The sequence below is a fragment of the Bacillus cereus group sp. MYBK14-1 genome (genome assembly GCF_051916885.1).
GTDB classification, from domain to species: Bacteria; Bacillota; Bacilli; order Bacillales; family Bacillaceae_G; genus Bacillus_A; species Bacillus_A cereus.
The window spans coordinates 167,233-180,764 of record NZ_JBQAHM010000011.1 but is presented as its reverse complement, the minus strand read 5'-3'; the positions used below and the strand labels follow the sequence as shown (position 1 = coordinate 180,764).

Below are 13,532 nucleotides of genomic sequence, written 5' to 3'. Positions count from 1 at the left end.
ATTTTATCATAAATTTAACAGAAACGTAATATTCGCAAAAAGAATTCTTCTGAAAAATATTACCGAATGTGAACGGAATGTTTGCTACTGTAACATTATTGACGTACAGGCTTCTCTACATCTTCTTTTCTATACTTTTGCTTTGTTGCTTCTCCACCTCTTAAATGGCGAATAGACTTATGATAATCAAGAATTTCTTTCACTTCATTTGCGAGCTCTGGATTAATTTCTGGTAGACGTTCTGTTAAATCTTTATGGACTGTACTCTTTGATACCCCAAATTCCTTTGCAATGACACGCACTGTCTTTCTTGTCTCCACGATATACTTACCAATCTTGATAGTTCTCTCTTTGATGTAATCGTGCACACCACTCGCCTCCCTAATTTGGATGTGAGAAGGGTGAAATGAGCCTCGCTGCATACGACTAAGAAGTAAGTGTGAGTGCTGTTTGTAAGCGTTAAACATTCTTGGATTTATAATGAAATGATTCACGATTTCTCACCTCAAACACTCTCTTTGCTTTGGTTTATACCATTGTATTGCCCGCACTACTGATATATGCTACATGTTCACTATTTTTGCGGACTAAGTTAAGAAAAATTACGTTTTTTTGTGAGAAATACGTTAACGGTGACTATTTTGACGAAAAAAAATGACACCTTATATATAAGGCGTCATTCTTCTCTTTCAAACTCTTCTTCTAATAATTGATGGTGGGGAACCTCTTTCTTACCGGCAATATAATAATATAAGGTGAATAAAACAAACAATAAAATAATAGCAGTCGACAGAACAAATAAAAATGACACAGTATCCCCTCCCTTTTGTAATATATATTCGAGAATCTCGTCATTTTTCCTTGTTTTTGCAACTTTTTTCTCGAAATTGAGTATTTTTATATAAAAATAAAAAAATCAGCTCCCTTAGTGGGAACTGATTTTTTCACTTTCTTATTCTTGTGAAGAAGAATCGTTAGATGATTCTGTAGAACCATTTGTTGATTTTTCTTCTTTCTTCGGTTCTTCTTTTTTGTCACTAGTTGAACCGCTTGTTGATTTCTCTTCTTTTTGAGACTTGTCTTCTGTTTTACTTTCAGGTTTCGTGCTCGTTGACTTCTCTTCTTTTTGAGATTTGTCATCAGCTTTTTTACCAGAAGCATTCGTAGCCTTTGCAGCACCTGCATCAGCTTTAATTTCTGTTACTGATTTATTTAAGTAACGTTCAGGGTTCACAGCCACATTGTCTTTACGTACTTCAAAGTGAACGTGAGAGCCTGCCTCTTTATTCATTGCACTTAGACCGGATGTTCCTAATACTTCACCTTGTGCAACTCTTGCACCTTTTTCTACTTTCACACTGCCTAAGCTTTGATAAGATACCGCTACACCATTTCCACTATCAACTGTTACAACATAACCAAGAAGTGAATCTTTTTCAGCTTTCGTTACTGTACCACTTAAAGCAGCAGCAACATTGAATTCTTTTCCATTCTTCGCAGCAATGTCAATTCCTTTGTTCGGGGAATATGTGTTGTTATAAAAGACAAGTGCTTTTTCTTGTTCCGCCTCAGTTGCTGCATCTTCATAGAATTTCTTCTGTACGACTACTTCCGCATTCGCGGCAGCTGGCATTTTCACTACTTCTGAAGATTTCGTTACTGGCACTGCTGGATCTTCCGATTGTGTATACGGTGTTGCTTGATCCTGGTTAGGAGTCTTCTTCGGATTAGCTCCTTGGAACCATAGCGCAACCATTAAGATTACCGCTGCACAAGCAATGTATAGTGCCGGAAACACCCATCTTTTTTGAAATAAATGTACTACCTTTTGCGACTTTTTATTATTTCTTCCTCGCATTCCATCATCACCTCAGCAATCATTTTGAACAATATTCACGTATCCTATACAACGTATAACTAATTACTTTTCGACAAAATCTGTAAAAATATGTATAAGAACTGTAAAATTTCCGAGGAAATGATAGAAAAAAGAAAAAACTGAGCACTTTTAGCTCAGTTTTTAGTCTAATTGTTTCTTTTTATATACGATTAAACATACAACGAGCGATATAATAAGCCAAACCGCAACATTTAATACATGCCCACTAATACTACTAAATCCCGCCCCACCTACTAAGCTTTTAAGTGCTTTCACAATATGAGATGTTGGAAGATATCCAATCATCGTCTTAATTACTTTATTTTCAACCATTGGCTCAAACTGTACAGCCAAATACATCGTCATTAATATCGGCATTCCAATTATTGATGTTTGTGGTACAGAAGATGCAAGTAATCCGATCATTGTTCCAAGTACGATAAACAAAATAGTTCCGCATAAGAATATCAATCCTACCAATGGAAGATTAATATTTAACTGATCTAAAATGAATAAATTTGCAATACAAATGACCATCGTCAGACCCGATGTTAATAAACTCTTTCCAAGTAGAACTTCAACCGAAGATGCCGGTGACAGCATTAATACACGCAATGTATGTTTTTCTTTTTCTTCTGCAATTACCATAGATTGAACAAAGCCTGCGACAAATAGGAAGGCCGTTATAGTAGTAATACCTAACATTTCCTTTCCCACTCCAAATCTGCTAAACAAAAATGAAAGTATAATTGGTAAAAATGCCATTAACAACACTTGTGAATTTGTCTTAAAATCTTGTACTTCTTTTCTAAAAATAGCTGATACACGTCTCATTGAAAATGTCATTATAATCCCCTCCCAGTAACTTCAATAAAGATATCGCCTAGCGTTGGTTCGTGTGAATGAATAGATAACAGTTCGCCCTTTTTCATCCATTCTGAAATACGATTTGCGCCTAATTCATCTTTTTGCACTACTTCTTTTCGTTTACCTTTTAATACGACCTCTATTTGATCCTTAGCGTATTGTAAGCGCAGGTTCTCTGGCGTATCGAGTGCTACAATTTCTCCGCCACAAAGGAAGGCAATACGGTTACAAAGCGTTTCTGCTTCATCCATGTTGTGAGTCGTTAAGAAAATCGTCGTTCCTTCTTCATTTAAGTCTTTTAAGATTTTATGAATGTTTTGTACGTTTACTGGATCAAGTGCAGATGTTGGTTCATCTAAGAAGAGGATATCTGGTTTATGAAGGATTGCTCTCGCTAGTGTGACGCGTTGCTTCATTCCCTTTGATAGTTTCTTTACTGGTGTTTTTTTATCATCTAATAAATTCACTTGCGCTAGTACTTCATCGATTCGTTCTTTTTTGCAATCATATAAGTCACAAAATAATAGTAAGTTATCATAAATGCTAAGTCTTTCATATAAGCCGCTGTTATCTGTTAAAATACCAATTCGTTTGTAATCGATGCTACTTGGTCCTGTAATATCTTTCCCTAATACTCTTACCGTTCCAACACTATGAAGCAATTGAGAAGTTAAAATTTTTACTGTTGTCGTCTTACCAGATCCACTCGGTCCGAGGAATCCGAATATCTCTCCTTGCTTCACCTCAATATTTACATTTCGAAGTGCCGTTTTTCCACTGAAACTTTTCATTACATCTTTCATTTCAATTGCCAATGTCATTTCTTCATCCCCTTTGTTTTTCTTCTTTATAGATGAAAGTCGCTTTAGCGCTTTTCGTTCGTTTGTTTCGCTTTTCTTGACTCAATCATATGAAAAACAAAGGGATTACGCAGTAAAATACCGGTAAAAGGAGTATTTTTACCGGTGAATGAATCGCATGTTGAGCTTATTGGAGCACTTTTTATAGCCCAATCACACCTTTTAATTCATCCATTCGTCCTTTTGAAAGCGGGATTGAACTTTTTCTTTCGTCGTCTAAAATTAAGCTAAAACTGTTACGAGTCCAAGTAATCACTTCTCGCACTCTTTGTAAATTCACAAGATACGAGCGATGACATCTAAAGAAACCAAAACCTGTTAACCTTGCTTCTAGTTCGCTTAATGTTAATGTACATATGAAATCTCCTTCACGAACGTGAATATGTGTCACTCCATTTTGCGTTTCAATGAAATGGATTTCCATCGGATCAAGTAAAATGATTTTATCGTTCACTTTCGCAGGTATTCTTTCTAACTTCATTTGCGGAATTATTTGAACGACCTTCTCTTCATCGACTTTTTCTGCTTCCTCTTGTTCAATTTCTACTTTTTTCACACCATCATTGTTTAGTATGTATACATCTTCCGTTAACGAAAGGGCATCCGATAAAAATGATGACGTAATAAAGATTGCCTTTCCTTGCTCTTTCATTTTCATAATTGCTTTTCGAATAATAACCGTACTCTCTATATCTACATTTTGCTCCGGTTCTTCCAAAATAATTAAATCCGGATTATGAATCATCACTCGTCCGATATGAAGACGGCGTTTCTCTGAAAATGATAATTTTTCTATTTTAACGTTTAGTTTATCTAGAAGACCAACAGACTGCACAACTTCTTCTATACTTATCTTTGATTCATAAAGCCCTAATAGAAATTTGAAGTATTCTTTCACCTTCAAACGATCATATGCCTCATCTTTCAAAAAACAAAAACCGATGCGGGAATAATTTTTCTTTCCAATTGCTTCTCCTTCAAACAGTACATTGCCAGTCGACGCCTCTTCTTCACCAATAATGATGCGGTGTAACACTTTAGCTGTATGATTATTGCATTGCAAAACAATACATTGTCCCTTCTCCACCTCTAGCTCAATTGCCGGTAACTGGTTCGCCTTCTCTAACTGTTTCAACTCCAGTAGCGCCATTTCGTCTCCTCCAAATATTTTTTATCCTATTATATCAAACAATTAATGGAAAATTATTCTATTCCGAACAAAAAAATAGGCGCCAGAGTTCTGACACCTATTTCTTCACCATCAATTTTCCTTCATAATCATTCATCGTCTTTATTTCAACGCCTTTATAGTAATGAGCGACGATATCTGTATATTTCTTTCCTTCTGCTGCCATGCCGTTCGCCCCGTATTGACTCATACCAACGCCGTGACCGAAGCCTTTCGTCGTAACGATGATTTTATCCCCTTGTTGTTTCCATGTGAAATCAGAAGAACGTAAATCTAACTTTTCACGAACTTCTTTTCCTGTTAATGTTTTTCCTTGAAAAGCTACATCCTTTACGCGCTTTCCTTCCGTAAGGTCTTTAATATTGCCAACCTTTCCGTCTGCTAGCACTTTCACACCGAGACGTTTTTGAAAATCAGCTACTGTAAATGTTTGCTCGCTCGTAAACTTTGGAGAGGCTTGATCCCACGGACTATCTACACTTTTCAAGTACGGATAATCATTTCCCCAATAGTCAGCTGCATTTTCTGTTCGGCCATTACTCGTTGAAAAGAAGGATGCTGAAATTGGTTTTCCATCATACGTTAAAACTTGTCCTGCTGTTTTCGAAACGGCTTCTTCGATTTTCTTCAAATTATTTTCGTAGTTATTACCCCATTGCTTCTTCAATTCATCTTTGCTTTTGTACACTTGATCTTTCACCGTATCTGTCACGTCCGCATTATTTTTCTTTCCTCCGCTTAGCATACGTTGTACTACAAATGTTCTCGCTGCTAATGCCTGCGCCTTTAGTGCCTCTATTTCAAAACTGGCATTCATCTCAGAAGCTACTACACCTGTCACATACTCCTCCACTGGTAGTGTTTCTACCTTCTTCTGTTTTTCGCGATATACAGCAACTTGAACAGCTGTATCTACTTTTCCTGGAGCTGGTATGCTTTCTATCGCTGGAGGAGTTTTAGAGGCCGTTTCTTCCCCTACTTTTGCTTTCGCAAATGGAATAACAAGGGCTGCAGGTACAATGATAACGAGCGCTATTAAGAGCGCTACTGTAATAAAAAGTGGCTTTGAAAATTTCATCCTATTTTCCTCCAATATAAAAGCTTTACTCCATTCATTCTTATGGAACAACTCTTTCTTTTAGAACATACTTAAGGGGAAGAGTATAAAACAGAAATTTTCTAAATATTTTTACTGGTACGTGCATAAGTATAGAATTTATTGACTATAACAGTAATAACCCAAAAAAATAGCCCCTATGTCAAAAGACATAGAGACTATTTTAATTAAGCGTGAAGATCAGAAACTTCTTGTTCTTTCACTTCTTCTACTTTTTCGTTTACACGTTCAATAGTTGCACCTAATGCAGCTAATTTCTTATGGAAGTTTACATAGCCACGGTCAAGATGTTTTAACTCAGTTACACGAGTATAACCTTCTGATACTAAACCAGCTAAGATTAATGCAGCTGCAGCACGTAAGTCCGTTGCTGCTACTTCAGCACCTTGTAAGCTGTTTGGACCGTTCATAATAACAGAACGACCTTCAATTTTAATATCAGCATTCATACGACGGAATTCTTCAACGTGCATAAAGCGGTTTTCGAATACCGTTTCTGTAATCATGCTTGTTCCATCAGCTTGTAGTAATAATGCCATCATTTGTGATTGCATGTCTGTTGGGAAACCTGGGTGAGGCATAGTTTTAATATCAACCGCTTTTAACTTATCTGGGCCGATAACACGTACACCTTCGTTTTCCTCAATAATTTTAACACCCATTTCTTCCATTTTCGCTGTAATTGAGCGTAAATGTTCAGGTACAGCATTTTCAATTAAGATGTCTCCACCAGTAATTGCTGCTGCAACCATGAATGTTCCCGCTTCAATACGGTCAGGAATAATAGAGTGGTTTGCACCATATAATTTATCAACGCCTTCGATACGAATCGTTCCAGTTCCAGCTCCGCGTACTTTCGCTCCCATCGCATTTAAGAAGTTAGCTAAGTCAACGATTTCTGGTTCTTTCGCTGCGTTTTCAAGAATTGTTGTCCCTTTTGCTAATGTAGCTGCAGACATAATGTTTTCTGTGGCGCCTACGCTTGGGAAGTCTAAGTAGATTTTAGCTCCTTTTAGTTCTCCCTCAACATATGCCTCAACAAAACCGTTACCAACCTGTACTTTTGCTCCCATTGCTTCGAAGCCTTTTAAATGTTGGTCAATTGGACGTGAACCAATTGCACATCCACCAGGAAGTGCAATACGAGCACGACCGTTACGTGCTAATAATGGTCCCATTACTTGAACAGATGCACGCATTTTACGTACATATTCAAATGGTGCTTCAATGTTTAGTTCTTTAGAAGAATCGATTGTTACTTGATTATTTTCAAATACGACTTCAGCATTTAAATGACGTAATACCTCATTAATTGTGTATACATCAGACAAAACTGGTACTTCAGATAGTACATTCTTTCCATCACTCGCTAATAGGGCTGCAGCGATTATAGGTAATACAGCATTTTTTGCGCCCTCAACACGCACTGTGCCGTTTAACCGCTTTCCGCCACGGACGATGATCTTTTCCAAATTATTCCCCTCCGTGTCCTTTTTTCAGTATCTATTCACTCAATACTCAGAAGTTATGATCGGTGTGCCAACCACAATTGTATCTTTGTTGTCTGTAGAACGTATTGCTATTTGCACATTTATTTTCTCTCTATTTGTTGAAAGAGCGTCATCCCACTTTTTATTGTATGCGGAGACTGACACAAATGCTCTTTCTTCTACTTGTTCGATCGCTCTTGCTGAAAGATCTTTCAAAACCTGATTGGTTTTATTTTGCAAAACACCTTCAATCTTATCATTCAGTACACCTTGAACACAAGTGTAAATTATAGGTTTTTCACTAAAAATTTTATTCATGTTTCGAACATACTTCGGGTCCCATTTCGCCCCACTTACTTCAAAGATAATGAAAGTGTTTTCTTTAGTATTTTCTTTACTCCAAGTTACTACTACTCGTTCTTCATAAGAAGAAAGCTTTTTATAGGATGTAGCTTTATATCCATCTGGAGATTGCTCTACTTCCCACTTTTGAATATTTGCCTTTTCCTTCACATCGTTTAACAACTTTTGAAACGTATGTATGTTAGAAATTGTTTTTGTTTCTCTCGCTAACCATGACCATTTTTCTACTTTAGCATCATTTTTCTCTAAAGCCTTGATCATGCTCTCCATTTTCTGTTCATCGCTTATCGGTTTCATCTCTCTATATCCAACCAAAAATAAAACAACACTAAGTGCAACAATAAGAATGGCTTTAAGCTTCAATTTCATCCCCTCCTATCCCCATTGTTAACGGAGATTTGAGGTTCTATACACTTACTTTACTAAATACGTTAAACTCTTCGAATAGCCTAAATAATCAAGGAAAAAGTTACTTACAGATGTCCCAATTGCAATTGTAATTAAGATGAGTAATACTCGCGTCTGCAGCACTTTTCCGGACTTCATTAAACGCTCAATGTGAATGCCTTGTAAGGCCCACCACGTAATGGTAATAAACAATAAATGCGAAACAATGGCAATCAGTGCTTGTTGCCCTAAAAGTTGTGCCAAAAAATCGACCCCTTTTTACTCAGCTACTACTTATGAAAGAATATAAAAACGATACCATAATAAGTAGGAGCTACACTTTTTCAAATGCACATAGACATCTTACATTTTACATCGTGATTTTCTTTCCAAAAACGTATATCTACATTACAAGTTAACACAAAATAAAAAGCGCAGAGTACTGACTCCACACCTTTTATTTTCACTATTGTACCACGTTCCCTAAGAAGAAGAAATCTTTCATTAATGGAAAATATTCATAAAAGAAATTGTACCCAATCATCGGCATAATCCCTAGTATTACAATCGAAATTGCACAAAGACTCATAACAACCTTTATATTTAACGGTAACCGTATTCTCTCTTCTGTCTCTCCGGTGCGGAAAAACATTTGTTGTAAAATACGGAAATAATATACGAATGAAACAACTGTCGTACCCATCATAATCGAAGCTAGTACGTAATGTGCTGGCTCTACATGAAGTGCGCCTAAAAAGATATTAATCTTTCCAATGAAGCCAGCCGTTCCTGGTATCCCAGCCAACGATAAAATAAAAATTGTCATCATTATCGCTGTAAATGGCGACCTTTTATATAAACCTGTGAAAATTGTTATATTTTCCTCATTATTTTGTAAGATTAAGCCGTGGATGATAGCAAATGCCCCTATATTCATAAGCATGTATGCCAGCATATAAAACCACATGCTATCCATCGTAAATGGTGATAATGCCACAAGTGGAACGAGTAAATATCCTGCATGAGCAATGCCCGAATAAGCAAATAAACGCTTTATATTGTATTGTTTTAATGCGACTACATTCCCAACAATCATCGTAATACTTGCTAGCACCGCAATATATATACTCATATGCCCATATAAAGATTGCATATCTCCTTGTATTAATACACTTGCAAAGATCATAAGGAACAAACGAATAATGAGTAGGAACCCGGCAATTTTAGAAATCGTTCCAAGAAAAGCAGTAACTGGTGTAGCCGCTCCTTCATACACATCAGGTGCCCACATATGAAACGGCACTGTGGCAATTTTAAATGAGAGACCAACTAGCAATAAAAGAAATGCGAGAGCTAACAATAACTGAATACCACTAGCGAGTTCCCCAGTGAGTACCTTTTGCATATCTACAATGTTAGTTGAACCTGTAATACCGTATAAATAACTCATTCCGAAGAGCGTAATCGCCGTTCCAATTCCTCCGCTAATGACGTATTTCATTGCCGCTTCATTTGATGCACGGCTCTTTTTTCGTATTCCTACTAAGATATAGGAAGAAAGTGAAAGTAACTCCAAACCAACGAAAAGGGTAATAAAATCAACACTAGAAGCCATGAACATCGTGCCAAGAAGTGCCATTAAAAATAAGTAATAATATTCACCTTTATCTTCAATTGGATTCTTCTTATCATCGCTCATTGCGGTGCATAAAATGAGAGCTGAGGCACCTAATAGCAACGTTTTAAACCCTTTTGAAAATCCATCTAACACAAACGATCCATTTAAAATATCTCCTGCCGGTTCGCTATATAGAGTAATTAATGACACGATTGCTAATACGATGGCAGCAATCGCACCAAGAGCTACATATCTATGGTTCAGCTTAAAAAACAAATCACATATGGAAAGGAGGATGGCGGCGCCGAGAATAATAAATTCTGGCACCATTAGATGCCACGATAAGCTAAGTAACGTATTCATATCCATCCTACTTCACCCCCAATGTTTTCAATGTATTTTGAAGCGGATCTCCTAGTATTTCTGGCATAACTCCAATTGCAATAATACAAAAGATAAGTAGTAAAACAGGGACATACTCCCATCCGTGTATATCAGATTTTGCTTCCCACTCTTTCTTTCCAAATGTCACTTGAAGTGTCGCCCTTAATACATATACAGCGGTTAAAATGATGCCAATCACACCGACTCCAGCAATGACGGGCTCTCCTTGAAATAAACCGAGAAAGGCAAGAAATTCACTAACAAACCCAGACATCCCTGGTAATCCGAGCGATGCCATTCCTCCTGCTAAGAAGAAGCCGCTAAGTACTGGGACACTTTTTGCGAGTCCACCAAGCGCTGTAATGTCTGATGTTCCGAAACGTTGTTCTATAACACCGAGTAAGAAAAACAGCAAGGCTGCAATTAAACCGTGCGATACAACCTGGAATAACGCTCCTTGTGTACCAGGTGCATTAAGTGACGCAAGTCCCATTAACACAATTCCCATATGCGAAATACTAGAGTAAGCCAGTACTTTCCTAAAGTCTGTTTGGATGAGCGCTAAAAAGGCACCGTATAATAAATTAATTACGCCTAATATCGCAATTAGTGTTGCAACATCGTGAAAATATTCCGGGAATAGCCCTTTCCCGAAGCGAATAATACCGTACGCTCCAATCTTCAGCAAAACACCCGCATGAAGCATAACTACAGCTGGATGCGCTTCTATGTGTACATTGACCATCCAGCGGTGCAACGGAAAAACAGATAGTTTAATTGCAAAAGCAATCATTATGGCAATAAATACACTAAGCTGCAAACTACTTGGGATGACGAGTGCTCCCTCTGCGTTTACGCTTCTTAATATCTCTTTCAGCTCCACAATATTTGTTGTACCTGTTTTCGCGAACAAAATTGAGAAAACAATGAGCAAAATAGCTGAGCCAATACCGTTATATATTAAATAACTATACGCAGCCTTTTCACTCGACAATTTTCCCCACTTTCCAATTAATAAGAACATTGGTGGCAACGTAATTTCAAAGAAGATAAAAAACAACATTAAGTTTTGAGCAGCAAAGACGCCGAGCATTCCTATTTCTAGCATGAGTAACAGCATATAAAATGCTTTTAAATTTCTTTTAATAGAAAAGGCTGCAATTGCTGCAAGCGTTGCTAGAAGAGCCGTCAGTACCATCATGACAAGCGACAAACCATCAATACCGAGCTCGTAATAAATAGAAAACCACCTTTTATCTACCGCTGTAAAATCGCCGAACTTAATCCATTTCATCTTTTCATCGAATAGTGACAAATTCTTTCCAGAAGCATATGTACAAGCGAGGACGATAGCGATTCCAAATGGAAGTGCCGTCCCAAATAAGCCAAGCGCTCGCACTGTACGCAATTCCTTTTTCGGTGTTAATACAAGCAATAAAATTCCTAAAAGCGGGGAAAAAATGAAGAACGTTAACAACAAATCATTCATCGTAAATCCCCTCCCGTATAGAGCAAAATAATGACGAGTACAGCGAGCGAAACCGCCGTTACAGTACCGTACACTTGTACATTCCCGTTTTGAAGTTTCGATCCAAGGTTACTTGTGCCTTTCACTACACTTGCAATTAAAACTGCAATTCCTTCGACTACATACAATTCAAATAAGCGAAGCACATGAGCGATTCCTTTCGTAATAGGGATCACCGTCATGTTGTATAGTTCATCCACATAATATTTTTCTTTCAAAAGATTATAAAGCGATGTTTCCGTACCCCCAGCCCAATCTCTAGAAATTGATTTCTTGCCATATATGAAATATGCAAGAGCGATTCCCGCAAATGAAACGAGTGTCGCAACAATCATAATCCAAACTGGTCCATGCGCTTCTTCAACCTTAAATCCTACATCTTTCGTCAACCAATCTCCAAGAAACGTCCCAAACCATGGTGTATTTATATATCCTGCCACTACTGCGAGAACGCCGAGAACAATCATTGGATACGTCATAACGCGAGGCGATTCATGCACTTCTTCCTTCTTCTTCGTTTCTCCAGTAAAGACAAGAAAGTATAGGCGGAACATATAGAACGCTGTTAAAAACGCCGCAATTACCGCTAAAGTAAATAAAACGTAATTGCCATTCATCCACGTCGCCGCTAAAATTTCATCTTTGCTGAAAAAACCGGAAAGCAGCGGAACACCGCTAATGGCAAGGGTACCTATTAAAAATAGCGTACCAGTTACTTTCATCTTCTTCTGTAAACCGCCCATTTTATTAATGTTTTGCGTATGCACAGCATGAATTACACTTCCTGCCGCCAAAAATAGTAGTGCTTTAAAAAAAGCATGTGTCGTTAAATGGAATATACCAGCTACATAACCGGCAGAACCTAACGCGAGCATCATATACCCGAGCTGGCTAACTGTAGAATAAGCAAGCACCCTCTTTATATCTGTTTGCACAAGACCGATAGAGGCCGCAAAGATTGCAGTGAAAGCTCCAACGATTGCCACTGTCTGCATCGCCACTGTACTTGCTGAAAATAGAGGAAACATCGTCGCTACTAAATATACGCCAGCTGCGACCATCGTCGCCGCGTGAATAAGTGCCGAAACGGGCGTTGGCCCCTCCATTGCATCTGGCAACCACGTATGAAGCGGGAACTGACCTGATTTCCCCATCGCCCCGATAAAAATTAATATCGCTGTTATTGTAATCATGTAAGGAGGTAGATCCCCTGTATAAATCGCCCTAAATATTGCGTCATATTCAAAACTACCTGCGTACCAAAAAATTAAAATCATCCCGATAAATAAACCAACATCCCCAATACGGGTCATAATAAAAGCCTTTTTTGCAGCAGCCTTCGCTTCTTCTTTAAAGAAATAAAAACCGATAAGTAAAAATGAGCCAAGGCCAACTAATTCCCAAAATATATAAAGTTGTAATAAATTCGTTGATATAACAAGCCCTAACATCGCAAATGTAAAGAGTCCTAAATATGCGTAAAAGGTCGGTAATCGTTCATCACCTTTCATATAACCTTTCGAATACACATGTACAAGTAGACTCACAAGCGTCACGATAAATAACATTAAAGCTCCTAATGCAGTCACTTCAAAGCCGAATGATATATCCACATCTCCAGCTCTAAGCCACACCCACTTATGCTTCACGCTTGCTTCTGAAAACCTTTCTATTAACACAAGTACCGCAAGTATAAAGGAGAGAAAGACGAAAAAAATACTAAGTACGCTGCTTCCTTCTCTAATTTTCTTCCCGAATATAATAAGTAACAAAAACGAAACGAGTGGGAAAAGCGGTATGAGCCATGCATAATCGATCATTGTTTCCTTCCCCCTTTTTCGGTCACAATG

Annotated in this window: 13 protein-coding genes; all 13 read right to left on the bottom strand. The window is 37.8% G+C overall.

Annotated elements, in window-relative coordinates; all coding sequences use genetic code 11:
- Positions 1-95: 95 nt before the first annotated feature.
- The 13 genes from spoIIID to nuoL all read right to left on the bottom strand — a co-directional run bounded on the left by spoIIID (position 96) and on the right by nuoL (position 13,502).
- On the bottom strand, positions 96-368 hold the full coding sequence (spoIIID, locus tag ACTFR3_RS23585; protein WP_000544012.1) for a sporulation transcriptional regulator SpoIIID: 273 nt from the start codon (positions 366-368) through the stop codon (positions 96-98).
- Between the two features lie 308 nt (positions 369-676).
- Positions 677-811, bottom strand: coding sequence for a hypothetical protein (locus ACTFR3_RS23580; protein WP_000008901.1), 135 nt, complete (start codon positions 809-811; stop codon positions 677-679).
- A 141-nt stretch (positions 812-952) separates the two neighbouring features.
- Positions 953-1,858 carry a M23 family metallopeptidase gene (locus ACTFR3_RS23575; RefSeq protein ID WP_001214933.1) on the bottom strand — a complete coding sequence of 302 codons (906 nt, stop codon included), beginning with the start codon at positions 1,856-1,858 and terminating at the stop codon, positions 953-955.
- A gap of 162 nt (positions 1,859-2,020) precedes the next feature.
- Entirely contained in the window at positions 2,021-2,725 is a 705-nt protein-coding gene (locus ACTFR3_RS23570; RefSeq protein WP_000144450.1) for an ABC transporter permease, read from the bottom strand.
- Complete coding sequence (locus ACTFR3_RS23565) at positions 2,725-3,567, bottom strand: ABC transporter ATP-binding protein (protein ID WP_322357244.1); 843 nt, start codon at positions 3,565-3,567, stop codon at positions 2,725-2,727. Before ACTFR3_RS23565 ends, ACTFR3_RS23570 begins: the two co-directional genes overlap by 1 nt.
- Before the next feature lie 181 nt (positions 3,568-3,748).
- On the bottom strand, positions 3,749-4,756 hold the full coding sequence (locus tag ACTFR3_RS23560; RefSeq protein ID WP_440044842.1) for a LytTR family transcriptional regulator DNA-binding domain-containing protein: 1,008 nt from the start codon (positions 4,754-4,756) through the stop codon (positions 3,749-3,751).
- A 97-nt stretch (positions 4,757-4,853) separates the two neighbouring features.
- Positions 4,854-5,873 (bottom strand): stage II sporulation protein D, encoded by a 1,020-nt coding sequence (gene spoIID, locus ACTFR3_RS23555; protein ID WP_000672663.1) that lies wholly within the window; start codon positions 5,871-5,873, stop codon positions 4,854-4,856.
- Between the two features lie 206 nt (positions 5,874-6,079).
- The gene (gene murA, locus ACTFR3_RS23550) at positions 6,080-7,384 is read right to left on the bottom strand and encodes a UDP-N-acetylglucosamine 1-carboxyvinyltransferase (RefSeq protein ID WP_000411274.1); all 1,305 of its coding nucleotides are present in this window, start codon (positions 7,382-7,384) and stop codon (positions 6,080-6,082) included.
- Positions 7,385-7,423: 39 nt separating this feature from the next.
- A complete protein-coding gene (locus ACTFR3_RS23545; RefSeq protein WP_000767917.1) occupies positions 7,424-8,128 on the bottom strand; it encodes a YwmB family TATA-box binding protein in 705 nt (234 codons plus the stop codon).
- 51 nt (positions 8,129-8,179) lie between these two features.
- Positions 8,180-8,416 carry a DUF1146 family protein gene (locus ACTFR3_RS23540; RefSeq protein WP_000057889.1) on the bottom strand — a complete coding sequence of 79 codons (237 nt, stop codon included), beginning with the start codon at positions 8,414-8,416 and terminating at the stop codon, positions 8,180-8,182.
- 202 nt (positions 8,417-8,618) lie between these two features.
- Positions 8,619-10,133 (bottom strand): NADH-quinone oxidoreductase subunit NuoN, encoded by a 1,515-nt coding sequence (gene nuoN, locus ACTFR3_RS23535; RefSeq protein WP_440044850.1) that lies wholly within the window; start codon positions 10,131-10,133, stop codon positions 8,619-8,621.
- A 7-nt stretch (positions 10,134-10,140) separates the two neighbouring features.
- Positions 10,141-11,643, bottom strand: coding sequence for an NADH-quinone oxidoreductase subunit M (locus tag ACTFR3_RS23530; RefSeq protein WP_440044841.1), 1,503 nt, complete (start codon positions 11,641-11,643; stop codon positions 10,141-10,143).
- A complete protein-coding gene (gene nuoL / locus ACTFR3_RS23525) occupies positions 11,640-13,502 on the bottom strand; it encodes an NADH-quinone oxidoreductase subunit L (RefSeq protein WP_440044840.1) in 1,863 nt (620 codons plus the stop codon). The genes ACTFR3_RS23530 and nuoL overlap by 4 nt, the downstream gene beginning before the upstream one ends.
- Positions 13,503-13,532 lie beyond the last annotated feature (30 nt).